The sequence below is a fragment of the Staphylococcus ratti genome, from assembly GCF_020883535.1.
Classification (GTDB): domain Bacteria; phylum Bacillota; class Bacilli; order Staphylococcales; family Staphylococcaceae; genus Staphylococcus; species Staphylococcus ratti.
Window position 1 is genome coordinate 1,099,613 of sequence record NZ_CP086654.1, and the last position, 22,596, is coordinate 1,122,208.

Genomic DNA, 22,596 nt, shown 5'->3' on the forward strand with positions numbered 1-22,596 from the left:
TTAAATTATGAAAATATCAACTAAGGGCAGATACGGGCTAACATTAATGATTGCTTTAGCCAAGCGTCACGGTACGGGATGTGTCTCGCTTAAGACCATTGCAGAAGAAAACAATTTGAGCGATTTATATTTAGAACAACTTGTGGGCCCTTTAAGAAATGCGGGTTTAATTCGTAGCGTGCGTGGAGCTAAAGGGGGCTATGAACTTAAAATGCCAGCTGAAGAAATTACTGCCGGAGACATTATTCGTTTACTCGAAGGCCCATTAACGATTGTTGAGCGTATTGAATCAGAGTCGCCAGCACAACAGCAATTATGGTTGAGAATGCGAGATGCCGTTAAGGATGTTTTAGATCAAACGACGTTACAATCGTTAGCTGAATATCAAGAAAAAGATAATCTTGAAGGCTACATGTTCTACATTTAACTTATAACTCAAACGTACAACAATGTCGCAAATGAATCATTTGAAGCATTGTTGTATTTTTTAGGAGGAAAGATGAATGCATACATTTACACTTAATGATGGTCATATTATCGAACAAATTGGTTTTGGTACATACAAACTAAATGGAATAAACGGCGTGCACGCGATACATACGGCACTTAAAGCAGGATATAGAGTGTTAGATACGGCATACAATTATGAAAACGAAGGTGCAGTAGGGAAAGCAATTAAACAGAGCGGCATCCCTCGAAAAGATATCACGATTATTTCTAAATTACCCGGCCGATATCAGTCATATGATGATGTCTTTCAAACAATTCAAGAAAGCCTATTTCGCTTAGGTGTAGATTATATCGATATTTACTTAATTCATTGGCCTAACCCAAGACAAGGCCTCTATGTAGAAGCATGGAAAGCTATGATTGCTGCCCAAAAAGCAGGACTCATTCGTTCGATAGGCGTTTGTAACTTTTTACCAGAGTACATCGACACATTAAAAGAAGAAACAGGTGTTTTGCCAGTCATTAATCAAATTGAATTACACCCGTATTTTAATCAAGAGAATATGATTTCATTCCATAAAGAAAATGACATTTTAATACAAGCATGGAGCCCAATAGGTAGAGATAATGGTGTATTAAACGAAACATGTTTAAAACATCTAGCAGTAAAATATAATAAGTCCGTGGCACAAATTGTTTTGAAATGGCATATTCAAAGAGGAATTATGCCAATTCCTAAAGCTACAAAACCACATAGACAAATTGAAAATTACACACTATTTGATTTTCATTTATCTGAGGAAGATGTACATCAAATCAATCAATTGACGAGAGAAGAAGGACGACGCAAAGGTCAAGACCCTGCAAGTTACGAAGAATTTTAAGGTCTAAAATACAGAAAACCAATACTTTAGAAAGTGATTGGATCATCCTATGTTTACGAATATATGATAAGGGTAATGTCATAATATCTTGAACAAGGAGGGTATCCATTATGGATAAAAAACAAGGCGAAGAGTATTTAAACAAAGCAAAAGACGCTTACGACAAGTATCAAGATAGTAAAAACGATGACAACAAAGATAACGATGGTGAAAAAGGCGGATTATTTGATAAAGCAAAAGAAGCTTTTGACAAATTTTCTGGGGACGATAAATAATAATAAAAAGAGCAATGAACTTTTAAAGTTTCATTGCTCTTTTTATATACTATAATCATTAAAATCCATCATTATTTATTTCCGTCATGACTTCTTGAAATAATTTAAAGGAGCGATGTTGTAGCTGTTCATCAAAAATATAACTTACAGTCATCACTTCATCGATAGGACCGTAATGTGCGATAAATTGTTTTAGCTTTTGTTTCACCGTTGCTTTATCTCCAACGAGACTATCTTCAATTCTTTGTGTGGCCATTGCAACCATTCTTGGAGATAATATCGCATGTAAGTCATCAACGGGTGGTTGCATTTTTTCCATCTGTCCATTTAAAATGCTCGCAAAAACTTGGGCTTGCGTTGTAGCAAGATAAGCCGCTTCATCATTCGTTTCTGCTAATATCGCATTGAGACAAACGATAATGTAAGGTTCTTTTAAAGTATTTGAAGGTTCGAATGACTCTCTATAAATGGCTAATGCTTCTTTCATTTGCTGAGGTGCAAAATGCCCGGCAAATACATATGGTAAGCCTTCTCGGGCAGCAACATATGCTGAATCTGTTGAAGAACCTAAAATATAGAGTGGTACGTTTTTATTAACCGCCGGTATTGCTTTTACATAACTTTGATTAGATTCAGGACCAAAATAGCTTTGGAGTTGTTGCACTTCTTCTGGAAATTGATATACGCCATCATGTTTATCGCGACGAAGCGCACTTGCTGTTGCCATATCTGTTCCCGGCGCTCTTCCTAATCCTAAGTCGACACGATCACCATAGAGTAAATGTAAAGTGCCAAATTGTTCAGCCACGATTAAAGGTGCATGGTTTGGTAACATTATGCCACCGGAACCAATGCGCATATGCTTTGTTTCACTCAAGCAATGTTGAATTAACAGTGCAGTGGCGGAACTGACTAAATTAGGGGCATTATGGTGTTCTGCAATCCAATAGCGTTCATAATTTAACTGTTCTAGGTGTTGCGCCAAAGAAGTCATTTGTTTAATGGCTTCTTTTTCATTTGATCCTTCACGTATAGGAACCAAATTTAGTGCGGAATATCGAATTTGATTTGACATATTATACACTTCCTTTAATTTTACTATATCAAACTGACATGACAGAACACATTTTTTGTGCTTATAGAAAATAATGATTATGTATAAATTCATCTTTTTTAAATAACATGATATTCTTAAATCAAGCTTAAAATAACAACCGATTCCTTAAAACTACCCACTAGAAATTTTAGTGTGCTAGTGCTAAAATAGGAACATTAAAAACGAGAAAGGAATGTCGAATGATGGGCATCTATGCTGATTATGCCGCGACTACACCAACAAAACCTGAAGTGATTGAAGCAATGATGAAAATATATGAGACGCACTACGGGAACCCTTCTTCTATACATGCGCAAGGACGAGATGCACGTCGCTTTCTTGATGAATCCAGACGCACGGTAGCACAATGTTTGAATGCACAACCGAATGAAATCATCTTTACAAGTGGTGCAACTGAATCTAATAATACCGCTATTAAAGGTATTGCTTTTGCTAATGAGGCTCAAGGCAAGCATCTTATTACCACTAAAATCGAGCACCATTCTGTCTTGCATGTGTTTGAATACCTCGAAACACAAGGCTTTGAAGTCACATATTTAGATGTGAATGAAGAAGGACTTGTTGATTTAAACGCATTAAAACAACAGTTACGCCCAGATACAACACTTGTATCTATCATGTTTGTAAATAATGAAGTGGGGACAGTCCAACATGTTTATGACATTCAAGAAATATTAAAAACACATCGTGCTTATTTTCATATGGATGCTGTTCAAGCGATAGGTCATTTGCCTGTAGATGTTGAAGATTTACAAGTAGATGCATTAAGTTTAACTGCGCATAAATTTGGAGGGCCTAAAGGTGTTGGTGCACTCTACGTAAAAAATGGAACAGCCATACAGTATTTACAACAAGGTGGCGAACAAGAGACGAAACGTCGTGCAGGAACAGAAAATGTCGCTCAAATCGTTGGTCTAGCTACCGCAATGAAATTAGCAGATGCAGAACGAGATGAAAACCAAGTTCAAATTGCGCAATTGAAAGAGTTGTTACTTGTAAGTCTTCAAGAGCGTGCAATTCCTTTTGAGTACAATGGTTCTATGATTGATACGTCGAACCATATTATTAATTTATATTTCCCATTTGTAGATGTCGAAACGCTACTTACACTTTTGGATATGTCCCAAATCTATGTTTCATCCGGCTCAGCTTGTACAGCTGGTTCAACTATCCCATCACATGTTTTGTCTGCAATGTATGGCGCAGATGATAGAGTGACACACTCGATTCGCATTAGTATTAACGAAAATATGACAGAACGAGATATTAAAACAATTGTAGCTGAAATACAAAAAATATATTTGAGATTTAAGGAGGAATCATCTTGAGTAATGCAAACACACGTGTCGTTGTGGGAATGTCAGGAGGTGTAGACAGTTCCGTAACAGCACATTTATTAAAAGAACAAGGGTATGATGTCATAGGAATTTTTATGAAAAACTGGGATGATACTGATGAAAATGGCGTTTGTACCGCAACAGAAGACTACAATGATGTGATAGAAGTCTGTAACCAAATTGGCATCCCTTATTACGCTGTCAACTTTGAAAAAGAATATTGGGATAAAGTATTCACATACTTTTTAGATGAATATAAAAAAGGTCGTACACCTAACCCTGATGTAATGTGTAACAAAGAAATTAAGTTTAAAGCATTTTTGGAACACGCGCTTAAATTAGGTGCTGACTATGTTGCAACAGGTCATTACGCACGCGTAAGACGTCATGAAGACAATCACGTTGAAATGTTACGAGGTGTCGATAGCAATAAAGATCAAACGTATTTTTTAAATCAATTAACACATGAACAACTTCAAAAAGTAATGTTTCCAATAGGTGAACTCGAAAAATCTAAAGTGCGCGAAATTGCAGAGGAACAAAATTTAGCGACAGCAAAGAAAAAAGATTCGACGGGTATTTGTTTCATTGGAGAACGTAATTTTAAAGACTTCTTATCACAATATTTGCCAGCACAAGCCGGAGAAATGCGTACGCTTGATGGTGAGAAAAAAGGGCAGCATGCAGGATTGATGTATTATACGATTGGTCAACGTCACGGTTTAGGCATTGGTGGAGATGGTGATCCGTGGTTTGTCGTCGGCAAAAATTTGGAAGATAATATCCTTTATGTAGAACAAGGTTTTTATCATGAAGCCCTTTACAGTGATTATTTAATAGCTTCTGATGTGTCTTTCGTAAATCCTATAGATTTATCTAGTCCTTTAAAATGTACTGCTAAATTCAGATATCGACAAAAAGATACAGGTGTTACTGTCACACGCGAAGATGCGCAATCGATTCGTGTTACTTTTGACGAACCTGTAAGAGCAATTACGCCAGGTCAAGCTGTAGTCTTTTACGATGGTGATGTATGTTTAGGTGGCGCTACGATAGATGATGTTTATAAGGAATCAGGTAAATTAAGTTATATCCTTTAATATATTTTAAACATTTAATGAAAGAGATAAGGAGTTACAGATGGAGCAAACACAAATTCATCAATTAATACAACAAGGGCAATTTGAAAAAGCGCTAGAAGCTTGTTTTAATAACATCGAAGCGCATCCTGATCAAGTTGAAAATTATATTAATTCAGGTATTTTGTTATCAGAAGCTGGAGAAATTGAAAAAGCAGAAAAGTTTTTTCAACGTGCGTTAACTTTAAAGCCAGATAACGGTGCTGTTTATTATAATCTTGCAAATGTGTATTTTAATGAATCACGTTTTCAAGAAGCAATCAAACTTTATCAACAAGCGATGCAAAAAGGTTTGGAAAATAAAGATACCAATTACATGATTGGACTATCTTTTTATCAATTAGATGCTAAAAAACAAGCATTACCATATTTAATGAGAGCGTCAGAGCTTGATGCCTCTTTTGAAGACTTAGAAGTTCAATTCCAATATGGATTACTTTTATGCGAGTTAGAAATGTTCCAAGAAGCTATTCCAGTGTTAAGCAAAATCCTTGAGCAAGAGTCTAAGCACGCAGATGCACAGTACAATGTAACGCTTGCACAGTATATGGTGGATGAAGATTTAGAAGCGGCTATAAAAGGATTTGAGCAAGCCACTAAGATGGATAATACTCATATGTTAAGTCATCATGCGCTCAAAACATTCAAAATGATTCAGTCTCAAGAGGAGGAATAATAGTGGAGAACCCAACACTTTTTGAACAGTCCTATATCAAAGGCAATATTGAAGTCATCTTGTTTCAAAACAGTGATAATTATTACACTGTACTTAAAGTTGAAGTTGAAGACACCAATGAAGACTTTGATACTATTGCAACAGTAGTTGGGTATTTCCCTAATATAGTAGAAAGTGAGACGTATACATTTAAAGGTCAAATTGCTGAACATCCAAAGTATGGAAAGCAATTAAAAGCTGAAACGTTTCAAAAAGAACTTCCACAAACGAGAGATGCAGTAATTCAATATTTGTCGAGCGACTTATTTAAAGGCGTCGGTAAGAAAACAGCTGAATCAATCGTAGACACTTTGGGCGAAAAAGCAATACAAGTGATATTAAAAGACACATCTGTGCTAGAAAAAGTGCCCAAACTTTCTAAAACTAAGCAACAACAAATTGCTGAACAAGTCATTCAAAATCAAGAAAGCGAACAAATTATGATTCGCTTAAATGAACTTGGATTTGGGGCAAAATTGGCGATGGATATTTACAAGTTTTATAAGGGAGAAACTTTAAATATTATTGAACAAAATCCATATCAATTAGTTTATGATATTAGAGGTGTCGGTTTTCATAAAGCGGACCAATTAGCAAATTTAATAGGTATATCGGAAAATCACCCAAACCGATTAAAAGCAGGGATTCAATATGTTGTAGAAGAAACTTGCATCAAACAAGGTCATACGTATTTACCGAAAGAGGCTTTACTTACCGAAGCGTACACGCTTTTAACAAAACAAATTGAATCTGATATTGAAACGGCGTTAATCGAAGACGTCTTAACGCAACTTATTGAAGAAAAGCGCTTAATCGAAGACGAGGGCCAAGTTGCCATTCCGAGTTTATATTATTCGGAACTGAAAAGCACACAAAATGTGTATAAAGTCATGCATAATCAAATTACATTAGACACGTTTGATCAATCAGAAGTACAATTGCATATTGGTGAAATTGAAGAAAAAAATGGCGTTGCCTATGCAACCGCTCAAAAAGAAGCACTTGAATCTGCCATGAAACACAAAATGATGATATTGACCGGAGGACCAGGAACGGGTAAAACTACGGTAATTAAAGGCATTGTGCATCTTTATGCGACATTGCATGGGATTTCATTAGATTATAATGATTATACTGATGAAGATTATCCCATTGTACTCGCAGCACCAACGGGACGTGCATCTAAACGGCTTCATGATGCCACCGGCTTAGAAGCGATGACCATTCATCGGCTTATCGGTTGGAACCAAGAGACGCAACCTGAGGATATTTTGGAAAATGAAATTACAGCCAAACTTATTATTATCGATGAGATGTCGATGGTAGATACTTGGTTGTTTCATCAATTTATGGCTGCTGTACCAAATGATGCACAAGTCGTATTAGTTGGCGATGAAGATCAATTGCCATCGGTAGGTCCTGGTCAAGTTTTTAAAGATTTGATTGCATCTAAAGTGCTTCCGCGTATTAATTTGACAGAAGTTTATCGTCAACAAGACGGCTCTAGTATTATCGCGCTAGCCCACCGCATGAAATCTGGCCAAACTGTAGACATTACAGAACGTTTTCATGACCGTTCTTTTATCCCATGCCATGTTGATCAAATTCCAGAAGTTGTTCAGAAGGTTGTCACAAATGCCGTTCAAAAAGGATATGATATGTCTGATATCCAAGTGCTTGCGCCAATGTATCGTGGTAATGCAGGAATTCAGCGGCTTAATAAAATACTTCAAAATATCTTAAATCCTTTAGCCGAAGAGGAACAAAGAGAAATTCAATTTGGCGATGTGATGTTTCGAAAAGGAGACAAAGTCCTACAACTTGTCAATCGTCCGAATGACAATATTTTTAATGGCGATATTGGTGTGATTGTAGGCATTTTTTGGGCTAAAGAAAATGCGCTTAATAAAGATGTCGTCGTTGTTGACTATGAAGGAAATGAAATCACATATTTAAAATCAGATTTAACGGAACTTACGCATGCTTACTGTACGTCGATTCATAAAGCACAAGGGTCTGAATTTCCAATTGTTATTATGCCGATTGTGAAACAGTATTTTCGAATGCTTCAAAAACCTATCCTTTATACTGGATTGACACGGGCGAAGCAATCATTGGTATTTCTCGGAGATGCCGAAGCTTTTAACATTGGTTTAAAAACGGAAGGGCAAGTGAGATTCACGCGTCAACAAAGCTTTTTAGAACAGTATTTCCAAAATCATCAAGAAGACGAAGCTGCGCCGGAAGTACTAACCGAAGCAACAATGTTCCAAATCGATCCAATGATCAATATGAATCACGTTAGCCCGTATGATTTTTTAGAAATTGACAATGCCTGACTGGCTTAATATAATAGACATGATTCAATATATAACCGAGTAAACGTAAATTCATTTCACAGAGACGTACGGGGGCTGAGACGTACGAATGAACACGTTGAACGCTACTATATATTCAAAACGTTAATACTTTTAAAGTGATGATACTGATGTGTCATAACTAGGGTGGTACCGCGAGACATTCGTCCCTTTTTTGAGGCGAGTGTCTTTATTTTGTTTAGGAGTTGATTTGAGATGAAAACTTTAAAAGCTAGTGAAATACGACAAATGTTTATCGATTTTTTCGTTGAAAAAGGACATATGGTGGAACCTTCTGCACCGCTTGTTCCTATTGACGATGATTCTTTGCTATGGATTAATTCCGGTGTTGCTACATTAAAAAAATATTTTGATGGTCGTGAAATTCCAAAAAAACCAAGGATTGTTAATGCACAAAAATCTATACGTACAAATGATATTGAGAATGTAGGTTTTACAGCACGTCATCATACTTTCTTTGAAATGTTAGGGAACTTTTCTATTGGCGATTATTTTAAGCGTGAAGCTGTAGCTTTTGCTTGGGAATTTTTAACTAGCGAACGTTGGATGGCAATGGAAGCAGATCGTTTATACGTAACAATTCATCCTGAGGATACAGAAGCTTATCGTTTATGGCATGACGAAATTGGTTTAAGCGAGTCGCGTATTATTAGAATTGAAGGGAACTTTTGGGATATTGGGGAAGGCCCATCAGGTCCCAATACTGAAATTTTTTATGACCGTGGCGAGGCATATGGTAAAGAGGATCCTGCCGAAGAAATGTATCCAGGTGGAGAAAACGAACGTTACTTAGAAGTGTGGAATCTTGTATTCAGTGAATTTAATCATAATAAAGATCATTCATATACACCATTACCAAGTAAAAATATTGATACCGGCATGGGACTTGAGCGTATGGCCTCAATTTCTCAAAATGTGCGTACGAATTATGAAACAGATCTATTTATGCCAATCATGGCTGAAGTTGAAAAGATTTCTGGTAAACAATATTTAAATAATCGTGAAGATGATACTGCATTTAAAGTGATTGCAGACCATATTAGAACGATCGCTTTCGCAATTTCTGATGGTGCCTTACCAGCTAATGAGGGACGAGGTTATGTTTTACGTCGCTTGTTACGTCGTGCGGTACGCTTTAGCCAAACATTGGATATTAATGAACCGTTCTTATATCGTTTAGTAGATACAGTTGCGACGATTATGGAACCGTACTATCCGAATGTTAAAGAAAAAGCCGATTTTATTGGGCGTGTTATAAAAACTGAGGAAGAACGTTTCCATGAAACTTTAGAAGAAGGGCTTGCGATTTTAAATCAATTTATGGATCAAGCGAAAGCAACAAATCAAACTATTGATGGTGCAGACGCATTTAAATTGTATGATACGTATGGTTTTCCTATTGAATTGACTGAAGAAATTACACGCGATGCTGGACTTACGATAGATATGGCGCGCTTTAATGAACATATGGATGCGCAACGTGATCGCGCACGTAAGGCAAGACAAAACAATCAGTCGATGCAAGTTCAAAGCGACGTGTTAAAATCAATACAAACGCACAGTACATTTGTAGGTTATGAAACGTTGCAATCAGAAAGTATCATTACTGACATTATTCTTGATGGCGCGCGTACAACTGAAGCAAACGCTGAAAATACCATTTATTTTGTAATGGATAAAACACCATTTTATGCGGTAAGCGGAGGTCAAATTGCTGATAAAGGTACTATTCAAAATGACAGCTTTGAAATTGACGTCACAGAAGTCACAAAAGCGCCAAATGGTCAACATCTTCATACAGGATACATCAAGTTTGGACAAGTAAAAGAAGGTGCCCACGTAACTGCACATGTCAATACTTCGGAACGTAAAGCGATAATGAAAAACCATAGTGCGACGCATTTATTACATGCAGCTTTAAAAGAAGTGCTTGGCACACACGTAAACCAAGCTGGCTCTTTAGTAGATAGTGAGCGCTTACGCTTCGATTTTTCGCACATTGCTCCGATGACAGATGAAGAAATCAAGCGCGTTGAGCAACGTGTTAATGAACAAATATGGAATAGTGAAGATATTGTTATTAAAGAAATGGCAATTGAGGAAGCAAAATCTGATGGTGCAATGGCACTCTTTGGTGAAAAATATGGCGATGTTGTACGCGTTGTTGATATGGGAGATTTCTCGAAAGAACTTTGTGGCGGTACTCATGTAAATAATACATCAGAAATTGGTTTATTTAAAATCACAAGCGAATCAGGAACGGGTGCAGGTGTCCGTCGTATTGAAGCCGTTACTGGACAACAAGCGTACCTCTATTTAGAAGATTATCTTAACCGATTTAATCAAATTAAACATGAAGTTAAAGCGAAAACAGACGAACAGGTTATAGATAAAGTCGTTCAATTACAAGAAGAAGAAAAAACACTTCAACGTGCGCTTGAACAAAAAAATAAAGAAATTAATCATTTGAAAATGGGCAATATAGAGGATAAAGTAGAAGTAATTAATGATATTCCGGTGCTCATTACAGAAGTACAAGTAGATAATGTGAAAGCAATTCGCGACACGATGGATGATTTCAAATCGCGTTTACAAAATACTGTGATTATTTTAGCAAGTGATGTTGACGGAAAAGTATCATTAATCGCTACTGTGCCTAAAACACTTACAAGTCAACTTAAAGCTGGTGACATCATTAAGCAAATGGCACCAATCGTTGGAGGTAAAGGCGGTGGCCGACCAGATATGGCTCAAGGTGGCGGCACTGAACCAGAAAAGATAACAGAAGCATTACAATTCATTAAAGACTATATTAAATCATTATAAAAAAATGCTTGTTCGTGTAAAATAAGGGTGTAAGGACATTATGGTTTAAGGAGTGTTAGAGAATGGAAAACTTTGATAAAACTATGAAATTCAACTATGAAGACATCCCTAAAGAAAACGTTGAGTATATACTTAACAATGTGTACCATACTTTAGAAGAACGTGGCTACAATGCAGTAAACCAGTTTGTAGGTTATTTACTTTCAGGTGATCCGGCGTATATTCCGCGTCATAATGAAGCGCGTAACCAAATTAGACATATCGATCGTGATGATATTATGGAAGAACTTGTCTCTTTTTATTTGAAACATCACTCAAAAGATTCAGATGCTTAAACATAAAATCATTGGCCTCGATGTCGGCAGTAAAACAGTTGGTGTTGCCATTAGTGATTTGATGGGATGGACAGCACAAGGACTAGACACACTCCATATTAACGAACAAGAAAATCAGCTCGGAATAGATACCTTAACTCAAATTATTCTAAAAGAGAATGTAGGTACTGTTGTGATAGGGTTACCTAAAAACATGAATAATTCTATAGGATTTCGTGGAGAAGCTTCTTTAAAATATAAAGAAGCGCTTCAACAAGCATTGCCAAACCTTGAAATTATTATGTGGGATGAGCGACTCAGTACAATGGCTGCTGAACGTTCTCTATTAGAAGCAGATGTTTCAAGGTCTAAACGTAAAAAAGTAATTGATAAAATGGCTGCTGTATTTATTTTGCAAGGGTATTTAGACTCATTAAACTAAGGAGAGAGCATATTATGACAAACCAAAACCATAATAACCAAGAAATTGAAATTAAAAATGACGAAGAACTTTTAACTTTATTTGATGAAGAAGGCAATGAAGTGCTTTACAGAAAAATGTTAGAGTTTTATCACCCAGGCTTTGACAAAGATTATGTTATTCTTGCCGAAGAAGGTGCGCAATCAGATGATGACGACCTTATTGAACTTGTTCCAATGATTAACGTTCCTGATGAATCTGGAGATGGCGGTAAGTTTTTGCCAGTTGAAACAGATGAAGAGTGGGAAATGATTGAAGAAGTTGTAAATACAAATTTGGATGAAGTAGAAGAATAATCATTAAATATATTTAATACGTGTAAGGGGCTTGGACACAGCGTTGTCTTTGCCCCTTTATGCATATTTAGTTATAACACACTGAACCTTAGCTCGAAGGATGCTAAAAGGTCATATTTACAGAATTCGTTGTTAAAAAATAAACGAAGTTGTGGTATAATGTGAAGAAGTGTTTTGGGATAGGTATGGACATTAAGAGACATTTAATCCTTGATGAACCTATAATTGACCCAAAGTATAGTAACATGAATCAAATCAGTCAATTTGACTGGTTTATTTTTTGATGTATGCATATAAAAGAAAAGGATGAACTTAAATGCACGATAAAAATCTTCAATATTTTTTAGACATTCAGTCACATCAATCAGAACTGAATTCATTACGTTCATTTGCTGAAGAACATCAAGTACCGATTATCGATCAACTCTCATTAGATTTAATCCTACAATTGATACGAATTAAAAAACCGATGAACATTTTAGAAATTGGTTGTGCAATTGGCTATAGTAGTATGCATTTTGCTTCTGTTTGTCCATCTATTCATGTGACGACAATTGAACGCAATACAGAGATGATTACAGAGGCCAAACGAAATTTTACAAACTATGGTTTTGATGAACAAATTCGTTTAATTGAGGGAGATGCGCTACAAGCATATGAAGCGGTAAATGATCGACAATATGATATGATTTTTATCGATGCAGCAAAAGCACAATCTCAAAAATTCTTTGAACTGTATCAAGATTTATTAACAGATGGTGGAATGATTATTACAGATAACGTACTCTACCATGGATTTGTCGCAGACATTGATATTGTGAGAAGTCGAAATGTAAAACAAATGGTAAAAAAAGTTAAGAAATTTAATCAATGGCTAGTCGAACAAAAAGCGTTCACAACGAATTTTGTAAATATGGACGATGGCTTAGCCATTTCTATAAAGGAGTATTCAAATGACTGAGTTATTAGTGACACCTAAGTCATTAAGCCATATAGATACTTTAATTGATAAAGGCGCGGATGCTTTTGTTATTGGTGAAGAAAAATTTGGTTTAAGATTAGCAGGTGAGTTTAATAGAGAAGCTTTAATTCAAGCAACACATAAAATACAAGCTGCTGGCAAGAAAGTGTATGTCGCTGTCAATGGCATCTTTCATAATTATCATATTCCTGCACTTGAAGACTATATCCAATTTTTACATGAATTACGTGTAGATCGTATCATATTTGGTGATCCGGCCGTAGTCATGTTTGTCAAACAACAAGAAAATCCAATTCCTCTACATTGGAATGCTGAAACATTAGTGACAAATCATTTTCAGTGTAATTATTGGGGAAAAAGAGGCGCAACCCGTGCTGTACTAGCACGTGAACTAAGTTTAGAAGAAATTTTGAGTATAAAAGAAAATAGTGATGTCGAAATTGAAGTTCAAGTTCATGGCATGACTTGTATGTTCCAATCTAAACGCATGCTTTTAGGGAATTACTACACTTTCCAAGAACGCCAAATGAAAATTGAGCGCCCTGAACATAATTCGGACAAACAACTTTTATTGTACGATGAAGAACGAGATAATAAATATCCTGTTTTTGAAGATTACAATGGGACACATATAATGTCACCGAATGATATTTGTTTGATTGAAGAACTTGAGCCATTATTTGAAGCTGGTATTGATGCATTTAAAATTGATGGCTTACTTCATAGCGAAGACTATATTAATGTTGTTACTGAGCAGTATCGTAAAGCAATTGACTTTTTTGAGACGTCACCAGAAGCATACGAGGATGAAAAATTTATGCTTGTAGATGCCATCGAAGAAATTCAGCCTGAACATCGTCCATTTGACGAAGGATTTTTCTACAAACATACGGTGTATTAATATATTAGTTTTAGTTTAAATTATTTGAATATAGGAGAGATGATGATGAAGGTGATGGAGGCGATGAAGCCTAAAATGCCGACTAAGATGAAAAAGCCTGAATTACTTGCACCAGCTGGAAATTTAGAAAAATTAAAGATTGCGATTCATTACGGTGCAGATGCTGTTTTCATTGGAGGTCAGGAATATGGCTTACGTTCGAATGCAGATAATTTCACAATAGAAGAAATTAAACAAGGTGTCGACTTTGCTAATCAATACGGTGCTAAAGTTTATATTACGACAAATATCATTGCGCATGATGAAAATATAGAAGGCTTAGATACGTATTTAAAGCAGCTTGAATCTACTGGCGCAACTGGAATTATTGTTGCAGATCCACTTATTATTGAGACGTGTAAACGTGTGGCACCTAAACTGGAAATTCATTTATCTACGCAACAATCTTTAAGTAATTACAAAGCAGTTGAGTATTGGAAAGAAGAAGGTCTTGATCGTGTAGTGCTTGCGCGTGAAACAGGTGCGATGGAAATGCAAGAAATTAAAGACAAAGTAGATATCGAAATTGAAGCATTTATACATGGTGCGATGTGTATCGCTTACTCTGGTCGTTGTACATTAAGCAATCATATGACAGCTCGAGACTCCAATAGAGGTGGATGTTGTCAAAGTTGTCGTTGGGATTATGATTTATTAACTGTAGATAAAGAGGGCGAACTAGATATTTACTTTGAAGATGGACAATCTGTTCCATTTGCAATGAGCCCAAGAGACTTAAAGTTAATTGAATCTATTCCCAATATGATGGATTTAGGTATTGATTCACTAAAAATTGAAGGACGTATGAAATCGATTCATTATATTGCAACAGTTGTTTCAGTGTATCGTAAAGTGATTGATGCGTACGCTGAAGATCCTGAAAACTTCAAAATTAAAACTGAATGGTTGATTGAATTAGATAAATGTGCAAACCGTGACACTGCGCCAGCCTTTTTCAAAGGTACACCAGGTTACGAGGAGCAAATGTTTGGAAATGAATCTGCCAAAAAATCTCCGTTTGATTTTATCGGATTAGTACTTGCTTACGATGAAACAACAAAACTAGCTACGATTCAACAGCGTAATCATTTTAAACCTGGTCAAGAAGTCGAATTTTTTGGTCCTGAAATTGAAACATTTAAACAAGTGATTGATGTCATTTATGATGAAGAAGGTAATGAACTTGATGCCGCACGACATCCTTTACAAATTATTCAAATTAAAGTTAATCAACCTATTTATCCAAACAACATGATGCGAAAGGAAGTTTAAGCATGACCTCTACGACAATTATTGGTATTGCTGGTGGTTCGGGTTCTGGGAAAACATCAGTAACAAACGAAATTATGAAAAATTTAGATGGCCATAGCGTTGCTTTAATAGAGCAAGATTTTTATTATAAAGATCAATCACACCTGACTTTTGAAGAAAGATTAAAAACGAATTATGATCATCCTTTTGCATTTGATAATGATTTATTAATTCAAAATTTGAAAGATTTAAAAGCAGGAAAAGCTGTTGAAGTACCAACTTATGATTATACCGTTCATACTAGAAGCGATAAAAAAATTGCATTTGAACCTAAAGATGTTATTATCGTAGAAGGTATATTTGCGCTTGAAAATGAAACACTTCGTGATATGATGGATGTTAAAATATATGTCGACACCGATGCAGATTTACGTATTTTACGTCGTTTAATACGTGATACGCAAGAGCGTGATCGCACGATGGAATCTGTAGTCGAACAATATTTAAATGTGGTTCGTCCAATGCATAATCAATTCATCGAACCAACGAAGAAATTTGCGGATATCATCATTCCGGAAGGTGGAAGCAACAAAGTTGCAATCGATATCATGACAACGAAAATTCAAGCATTAGTTCAAAAACAAAATTAATCTTATAAGTTAAAGGAAGATGCAAAATGGAAAATCAAAAACAATATCCTATGACCCAAGAAGGTTTTGAAAAATTAGAACAAGAATTAGAAGAACTGAAAACCGTTAAGCGTCCAGAAGTCGTAGAAAAAATTAAAGTTGCACGTAGCTTTGGTGACTTATCTGAGAACTCAGAGTACGATGCAGCAAAAGATGAACAAGGATTTATCGAACAAGACATTCAACGTATTGAGACAATGCTTCGTCATGCTTTAATTATTGAAGATACAGGCGACAATCATGTTGTACAAATAGGTAAAACGGTTACTTTCGTAGAATTACCTGGCAACGATGAAGAAAGTTACCAAATCGTTGGATCTGCAGAAGCTGATGCATTTAACGGTAAAATTTCAAATGAATCACCGATGGCAAAATCGTTAATCGGTAAGAAATTAAATGAAGAAGTACGCGTTCCACTGCCAAATGGTGCCGAAATCAACGTTAAAATTGTAGACATTAAATAAATATTTATGAACTTGAGGTTAAATTTTTCTAAAAATGGGAATAATTTAACCTCATTTTTGTATCGTAAATGAGATAATAAACACATCTCATGGATAAGAGCTAACGAGTTGTATAAATGACGTAAGGCTCTATTTTTAATTGATATGTTTCACTACATACGCTTTTATATATTCAAACGAAGATTAAGAACTTTCAAATCAATTTATCTACCATTGTTGCATTTTATATCATTCCTATCGAAATTGTAAGTCGGCTACAATCATGATACAATGGGATTTTGAAAGGGTTTTCAGAAAGGGGGATGCCAAGGTGGAATTTAGACAAATTAGTGAGCAATCTTTTATGATTTATTTTAACGCTAAAATAAATGAAGATACTTTTAATCATGTAAATGCCATGAAAGATTATATTGAATCACTAAATCATCCATTTATAAAAGAAATATTGCCTTCTTATCGGGCGATTTTAGTATATTTTGATGGCGTTGCGATTAAATATGAATCATTGCTAGAGGAGCTTAAATTAAATCAATTTCAATTTGATAATCTAGCACAAACCCAACCTAGAAAAATTATTAATTTGCCTGTGTTATATGGTGGCAAATGGGGGCCAGATTTACAAATTGTGGCAGAGCATAATAAACTTACACCTGAAGAAGTCGTTCAACTTCATATTGAAGGTTATTACCTCGTTTATATGATTGGCTTTATGCCCGGGTTTCCGTTTTTAGGAGGCTTAAACGAACAACTACACACGCCAAGAAAATCTGAGCCACGACTCAAAATACCTGCAGGTTCAGTTGGAATTGCCAATAATCAAACGGGCTTGTATCCTTCAGATTCTCCTGGAGGATGGCAAATTATCGGTCAGACACCTATCAAAGTGTTCGATTTACAGCGTGATCCCAAGATTTTATACGAACCAGGAGATAAAATTAAATTTTATGCAATAAACGAAGAACAATTTTTGCACATTAAAAAATATACAAAAAAAGGGCTTATTGATTATAAAGAGTGGGTGATGATAGACTATGAGCATTAAAATTTTAAAGCCAGGTCTTTTTACAACGATTCAAGATTTAGGACGCTTTGGCCATCAAGCAGAAGGTTTTTCACCTGCGGGCGTGATGGATCGACCAAGTTTCGAAATTTTGAATGCTTTATTGGATACGAATAATCAACCAGCGATTGAAATTACAATGGTTGGTCCAACAATTCAATTTTTAGAACAAAATTTATTCGCAGTTACCGGAGCCCCTTTTAATATGAAATTGAATGATACCCCAGTTCCACACCAAACGGTGATTAAGGTGGAGCCAGGGGACATTTTAGAATTAGGGGCTGCTCAACATGGTGTGCGTGCTTATATTGGGTTCGCCAACCCTTTAAAAATTCCTAAAGTTGAAGGAAGCACTGCAACGCACACACGTACACTTGTTGGCGGATATAAAGGTCGTGTTTTAAAAGCAAAAGATATTTTGACAACGACTTCTGAAAATTTGAATTATAGTTTAATAGGACGTTCTACAGATTTTCAAAGTTTTAGTCCAAAAGGCAATTTACCAGTGGGCATTATGGACGGCCCACAATTAGAAGCATTTTCTAAGAGAACGATTAAAGAAATAGAAGATATAGAGTTTATTGTATCTGACAACGCTGACCGAATGGGCTACAGACTTAAAGGCGGTTCAATTCAACCGATTGAATCCGCGGATATTATTTCAGAACCAGTGGCATTAGGTAGCGTCCAAGTTCCAAAAGATGGCAATCCGATTATTTTGCTAAATGATCGACAAACGGTTGGCGGATACACAAAAATAGCTACTGTGATAGATTCTGACATCGTAGATATTATTCAAAAGCGTCCTGGCGAAATCATTAAATTTGAATGGGTTACATTTAATGAAGCTAACGAAATTCTTGATCGTAAAAGAAGAAAGTTAGAAGACGCCATTATAAAATTAAAACGCCAACCGAAGCGATACTTAAAAAACATTAGACCTACGCAATCAAAAATAAAAAGTGTATTAAAAGGAGATAGTAAGCCATGGATTTAAAACAAATAGAACAAACACTAACTTTATTAAAATCATATGGAGCAAAACATTTTAGATATAGTGACGATGATATAGAGTTGGAGCTAGACTTGGCAGTGTCATCGCAAAACGACGATTTTACACCAACGGCGTCACCATCTGTTAAAAATACATCAAACGATACAGCTTCAATGCCTCAAAAAGATGCTGAAGAACAGGACGAGAAAGTGATTCGTTCACAAATGATTGGAACGTTTTACTTACAAGATGAAAAAGAGCTCACGAAACCTGTTATTAAAGTTGGAGATAAGATTAATAAAGGGGATATTGTTGGCTACGTAGAAGCGATGAAAGTGATGAATGAAGTGACTGCGGATGAAAGTGGAGAAATCACTGAAATTTTAGTAGATCATGGTGAAAATATAGAGCACAATCAAATTATCGTTAAATTGAAATAAAGGGGGCGTTTTAATGTATCGTGTGCTAGTGGCAAACCGCGGAGAAATTGCAGTACGAATTATCCGTGCATTACGCGAAATGAATATGGAATCTGTGGCAGTATACGCTGTTGGAGATGAAGAGAGCTTACACGTTAAATTAGCAGATCATGCTGTATGCATTGGTGATGCGAATCCGTTAGATAGCTATCTTAATATAAGAAATATTTTAGCAGCAGCAGAGATTACTCAAGTCAATGCGATTCATCCCGGTTATGGCTTTTTATCTGAAAGCCCTGTGTTTGCTGAAAAAGTTGAAAATGAAGGTTTATATTTTATCGGTCCTACTAAACGAACAATGGAGTTAATGGGAGACAAAATTACTGCGCGTCAAACTGTCGATCAAGCAGGCGTTCCAGTTATACCTGGATCCCAATCTTCTGTTGAATCTGTTGAAGAAGTGAAATCCCTTGCAGCAGAGTTAGGTTATCCTATTGTCCTTAAAGCAGCAAGTGGCGGGGGCGGAAAAGGAATCCGCATTGTCAAAGAAGAAAGCCAAATCGAACGTCTTTTTAAAGAAGCTAAAAGCGAAGGTAATAAGTACTTTAATGATGATAGAGTTTACGTAGAAGCCTTCATTCCCATTGCAAAGCATGTTGAAGTACAAGTTTTAGGTGATGGGAAAGCGAACTTTATTCATTTAGGAGAACGTGATTGTTCTGTACAACGAAAAAATCAAAAATTAATCGAGGAGTCACCTTGCAGTGCTTTAACATCAGAAAAGCGTGCACAGATGTGCTCTGATGCGGTAAAAGTTGCACGCGCTGCAGAATATAGAAGCGCAGGCACAATAGAATTTTTAGTTACTGAAGATGCCTATTACTTCATCGAAATGAATGCGCGTATTCAAGTTGAACATACAGTCACTGAAATGCGTACAAATATTGATTTAGTTCGTCAACAATTATTGATTATGAAAGAAGGAGCGCTCAAATTACAACAAGACGAAATCGCATTTGGAGGTCACGTTATCGAAGCGCGTATTAATGCTGAAGACCCTGAAAAGAGCTTCCGACCGACACCGGGAACTGTACAAAGATTACACCTTCCACAAGGTTTTAACGTACGGGTGGATTCACTTTTATATAGCGGCTATACCGTGTCATCTTATTACGACTCATTAGTGGCTAAAGTGATTGTTAAAGGAGATAATCGGCCACATGCGATTGAAAAGTTGAAAGTAACGTTAGATGAGTTGGTTATCGATGGTTTTAAAACGACTGCAGACTTTTTATATGCTGTACTTTCATATCCGCCTTATTATGAGGGGGATGCTAAAGATGTAGACATTAAATTTTTAGAACGACACGACATTTTCGAGGAGGTAAAACATGACTAAAGTAGATTTGAACTGTGACCTTGGCGAAAGCTTTGGTAACTATAAAATTGGCAATGATGAACAAGTCATCCCTTTAATTACTTCAGCTAATATTGCATGCGGTTATCATGCGGGTGATCCTAACGTCATGGCTAAAACCGTTCAACGTGCTAAAGCGCATGATGTGGGGATTGGCGCACACCCCGGGTTTCCAGACTTACAAGGTTTTGGTCGAAGAAACTTAGACATGTCCTATGATGATGTTTATAATATGATTGTTTATCAAATGGGGGCACTTAAATCTTTTTGTGATATCAATGATGTTAAGTTAAATCACGTTAAACCACATGGAGCGCTTTATCAAATGGGGGCAAAGGATAAAGACTTTGCTAAAGTTATTGCTCAAGCTGTTTATGACATAGATCCAAATATCATCTTCGTTGGATTGTCACAGTCTTTTCTAATTGATGAAGCGAAACAACTTGGCTTAAGTACAGCATCAGAAGTCTTTGCGGATCGACGATATGAAGCGGATGGGCAGTTAGTGAGTCGTAAAAAAAATAATGCAGTAATTAAAGATACAGATGAAGCAATCCAACAAGTCATTGATATGGTTACAAAAGGAAAAGTTACTGCAATCAATGGTCAGGAGATTGAAATTAGTGCAGATACAATTTGTGTTCATGGAGATGGGGAACACGCACTAGAATTTGTTAAACAAATTCGTCAACAATTATCAAGCGCTAACGTAGACATTGTTAAACTAGGGGGATAACTAATGAAAAAAGATTCAAACCATATTGAAAATCCAGGAGATTTTAAGTTTACTAAAACGCATCGACGTTTACTTTTAGGCTCGGTCTTCCTAATGGCCACGTCGGCGATAGGACCTGCATTTTTAACACAAACTGCTGTGTTTACTCAACAATTTTTGGCAAGCTTCGCTTTTGCGATATTGTTATCCATTATTATTGATATTGGCGCACAAATTAATATTTGGCGTATTCTAGTCGTTACAGGGTTACGTGGCCAAGAGGTAGCCAATGAAGTGGTTAAAGGTTTAGGAACATTCATTTCCATTTTAATTGGACTTGGAGGACTTGCATTTAACATTGGTAATATTGCGGGCGCCGGGCTCGGATTGAATGCTATTTTTGGTATTGATGTTCGAATAGGAGCTGCGATTACAGCTGTTATTGCAATTTTAGTGTTCGTTTCAAAAAGTGGTCAAAAAATCATGGATGTTGTGACAATGATTTTAGGAGTTGTTATGATTGGAATTGTAGCTTTTGTGATGATAAAAACCAATCCACCGTACTTAGAAGCAGCCGGACGTATGATTGTTCCTGAAAATCCAGTGGCACTTGTATTGCCAATTATTACACTTGTTGGAGGTACAGTAGGGGGATACATTACTTTCGCTGGGGCACACCGCCTTTTAGATGCAGATATTAAAGGAAAGGATTATTTACCTTTTGTTAACCGTTCTGCAGTTGCAGGTATTTTAACGACAGGTGTTATGCGTGCTTTACTTTTCTTAGCTGTACTAGGGGTTGTCGTGACAGGTGTAACGTTAAATCCAGATAACCCACCAGCGTCAGTCTTTGAACATGCTTTAGGGCCTATAGGGAAAAATATTTTTGGTATTGTTTTATTTGCAGCAGCAATGTCATCGGTAATCGGCTCTGCATATACAAGTACGACATTTTTAAAAACATTACATCATAAAATATATAAACACGATAATTATGTTGTTATTTCGTTTATTGTTATCTCGACAATTATTTTCTTATTTCTAGGAAAACCAGTTACATTGCTAATTGTTGCAGGTGCATTTAATGGCTTAATTTTACCAATCATACTCACGACAATACTTATTGCTTCTAAAAAACGTAGTATTGTAGGTGATTACAAACATCCGACATGGATGCTTATATTCGGTATTGTGGCTGTCATCGTTACAATTTTCACTGGCATCGTCTCACTTCAAGGATTGATGGAATTACTAGGTTTTTAAACGTATTCGCATTTTTGATTCGAATATACTATGAAGCAAGTAAGATGTGCACAAATAAACTGATGATTTAATATCAGACGCTGATAAAAAATTATATAAATACTAAATAAGTTAGAAAAATAAAACAAGCGACTTGTAAAAGAGTCGCTTTTTAATATATGATTAACTTGTTCTTAAAAATTAAAATTTA

At 36.1% G+C, this 22,596-nt stretch carries 23 protein-coding genes; 22 read left to right on the forward strand and 1 reads right to left on the reverse strand.

What is annotated here, in order from left to right; all coding sequences use genetic code 11:
• Positions 1-7 precede the first annotated feature (7 nt).
• The 3 genes from cymR to LN051_RS05320 all read left to right on the forward strand — a co-directional run bounded on the left by cymR (position 8) and on the right by LN051_RS05320 (position 1,609).
• Complete coding sequence (cymR, locus tag LN051_RS05310; protein WP_229293516.1) at positions 8-427, forward strand: cysteine metabolism transcriptional regulator CymR; 420 nt, start codon at positions 8-10, stop codon at positions 425-427.
• Positions 428-503: 76 nt separating this feature from the next.
• Positions 504-1,334, forward strand: coding sequence for an aldo/keto reductase (locus tag LN051_RS05315; RefSeq protein WP_229293517.1), 831 nt, complete (start codon positions 504-506; stop codon positions 1,332-1,334).
• Between the two features lie 110 nt (positions 1,335-1,444).
• Positions 1,445-1,609 (forward strand): hypothetical protein, encoded by a 165-nt coding sequence (locus tag LN051_RS05320; RefSeq protein ID WP_229293518.1) that lies wholly within the window; start codon positions 1,445-1,447, stop codon positions 1,607-1,609.
• Positions 1,610-1,667: 58 nt separating this feature from the next.
• On the opposite strand, the gene LN051_RS05325 is transcribed toward LN051_RS05320, so the two are convergent.
• Positions 1,668-2,684: an LLM class flavin-dependent oxidoreductase gene (locus tag LN051_RS05325; RefSeq protein WP_229293519.1), complete on the reverse strand. Its 1,017-nt coding sequence runs from the start codon at positions 2,682-2,684 to the stop codon at positions 1,668-1,670.
• Between the two features lie 224 nt (positions 2,685-2,908).
• On the opposite strand from LN051_RS05325, the gene LN051_RS05330 reads away from it, so the two are divergent.
• The 19 genes from LN051_RS05330 to LN051_RS05420 all read left to right on the forward strand — a co-directional run bounded on the left by LN051_RS05330 (position 2,909) and on the right by LN051_RS05420 (position 22,406).
• A complete protein-coding gene (locus LN051_RS05330; protein WP_229293623.1) occupies positions 2,909-4,054 on the forward strand; it encodes a cysteine desulfurase family protein in 1,146 nt (381 codons plus the stop codon).
• Positions 4,051-5,163, forward strand: a complete 1,113-nt coding sequence (mnmA, locus tag LN051_RS05335) for a tRNA 2-thiouridine(34) synthase MnmA (protein ID WP_229293520.1) — start codon at positions 4,051-4,053, stop codon at positions 5,161-5,163. Before LN051_RS05330 ends, mnmA begins: the two co-directional genes overlap by 4 nt.
• 40 nt (positions 5,164-5,203) lie before the next feature.
• Complete coding sequence (locus tag LN051_RS05340) at positions 5,204-5,878, forward strand: tetratricopeptide repeat protein (protein ID WP_229293521.1); 675 nt, start codon at positions 5,204-5,206, stop codon at positions 5,876-5,878.
• Positions 5,879-5,880: 2 nt separating this feature from the next.
• Complete coding sequence (gene recD2 / locus LN051_RS05345; RefSeq protein ID WP_229293522.1) at positions 5,881-8,256, forward strand: SF1B family DNA helicase RecD2; 2,376 nt, start codon at positions 5,881-5,883, stop codon at positions 8,254-8,256.
• A gap of 234 nt (positions 8,257-8,490) precedes the next feature.
• Positions 8,491-11,121: an alanine--tRNA ligase gene (alaS, locus tag LN051_RS05350; RefSeq protein ID WP_229293523.1), complete on the forward strand. Its 2,631-nt coding sequence runs from the start codon at positions 8,491-8,493 to the stop codon at positions 11,119-11,121.
• Between the two features lie 62 nt (positions 11,122-11,183).
• Complete coding sequence (locus LN051_RS05355) at positions 11,184-11,456, forward strand: IreB family regulatory phosphoprotein (RefSeq protein WP_229293524.1); 273 nt, start codon at positions 11,184-11,186, stop codon at positions 11,454-11,456.
• The gene (gene ruvX, locus LN051_RS05360) at positions 11,449-11,877 is read left to right on the forward strand and encodes a Holliday junction resolvase RuvX (protein WP_229293525.1); all 429 of its coding nucleotides are present in this window, start codon (positions 11,449-11,451) and stop codon (positions 11,875-11,877) included. Before LN051_RS05355 ends, ruvX begins: the two co-directional genes overlap by 8 nt.
• Positions 11,878-11,891: 14 nt before the next feature.
• Complete coding sequence (locus tag LN051_RS05365; protein WP_229293526.1) at positions 11,892-12,212, forward strand: DUF1292 domain-containing protein; 321 nt, start codon at positions 11,892-11,894, stop codon at positions 12,210-12,212.
• 316 nt (positions 12,213-12,528) lie between these two features.
• On the forward strand, positions 12,529-13,173 hold the full coding sequence (locus LN051_RS05370) for an O-methyltransferase (RefSeq protein ID WP_229293527.1): 645 nt from the start codon (positions 12,529-12,531) through the stop codon (positions 13,171-13,173).
• Positions 13,166-14,095 carry a peptidase U32 family protein gene (locus tag LN051_RS05375; RefSeq protein ID WP_229293528.1) on the forward strand — a complete coding sequence of 310 codons (930 nt, stop codon included), beginning with the start codon at positions 13,166-13,168 and terminating at the stop codon, positions 14,093-14,095. Before LN051_RS05370 ends, LN051_RS05375 begins: the two co-directional genes overlap by 8 nt.
• Before the next feature lie 45 nt (positions 14,096-14,140).
• Positions 14,141-15,406, forward strand: coding sequence for a peptidase U32 family protein (locus LN051_RS05380; protein ID WP_229293529.1), 1,266 nt, complete (start codon positions 14,141-14,143; stop codon positions 15,404-15,406).
• Positions 15,407-15,408: 2 nt separating this feature from the next.
• Positions 15,409-16,035: a uridine kinase gene (gene udk / locus LN051_RS05385; RefSeq protein WP_229293530.1), complete on the forward strand. Its 627-nt coding sequence runs from the start codon at positions 15,409-15,411 to the stop codon at positions 16,033-16,035.
• Between the two features lie 26 nt (positions 16,036-16,061).
• The gene (gene greA, locus LN051_RS05390) at positions 16,062-16,538 is read left to right on the forward strand and encodes a transcription elongation factor GreA (protein ID WP_229293531.1); all 477 of its coding nucleotides are present in this window, start codon (positions 16,062-16,064) and stop codon (positions 16,536-16,538) included.
• Positions 16,539-16,848: 310 nt separating this feature from the next.
• A complete protein-coding gene (gene pxpB, locus LN051_RS05395; RefSeq protein ID WP_229293532.1) occupies positions 16,849-17,580 on the forward strand; it encodes a 5-oxoprolinase subunit PxpB in 732 nt (243 codons plus the stop codon).
• Positions 17,570-18,595, forward strand: coding sequence for a 5-oxoprolinase subunit C family protein (locus LN051_RS05400; protein WP_229293533.1), 1,026 nt, complete (start codon positions 17,570-17,572; stop codon positions 18,593-18,595). Before pxpB ends, LN051_RS05400 begins: the two co-directional genes overlap by 11 nt.
• The gene (locus tag LN051_RS05405) at positions 18,586-19,032 is read left to right on the forward strand and encodes an acetyl-CoA carboxylase biotin carboxyl carrier protein (protein WP_229293534.1); all 447 of its coding nucleotides are present in this window, start codon (positions 18,586-18,588) and stop codon (positions 19,030-19,032) included. Before LN051_RS05400 ends, LN051_RS05405 begins: the two co-directional genes overlap by 10 nt.
• 13 nt (positions 19,033-19,045) lie before the next feature.
• Positions 19,046-20,410 (forward strand): acetyl-CoA carboxylase biotin carboxylase subunit, encoded by a 1,365-nt coding sequence (locus LN051_RS05410; RefSeq protein ID WP_229293535.1) that lies wholly within the window; start codon positions 19,046-19,048, stop codon positions 20,408-20,410.
• Positions 20,403-21,164: a 5-oxoprolinase subunit PxpA gene (gene pxpA, locus LN051_RS05415; RefSeq protein WP_229293536.1), complete on the forward strand. Its 762-nt coding sequence runs from the start codon at positions 20,403-20,405 to the stop codon at positions 21,162-21,164. The genes LN051_RS05410 and pxpA overlap by 8 nt, the downstream gene beginning before the upstream one ends.
• A gap of 3 nt (positions 21,165-21,167) precedes the next feature.
• Positions 21,168-22,406, forward strand: coding sequence for an NRAMP family divalent metal transporter (locus tag LN051_RS05420; protein ID WP_229293537.1), 1,239 nt, complete (start codon positions 21,168-21,170; stop codon positions 22,404-22,406).
• The last annotated feature ends 190 nt before the right edge of the window (positions 22,407-22,596 follow it).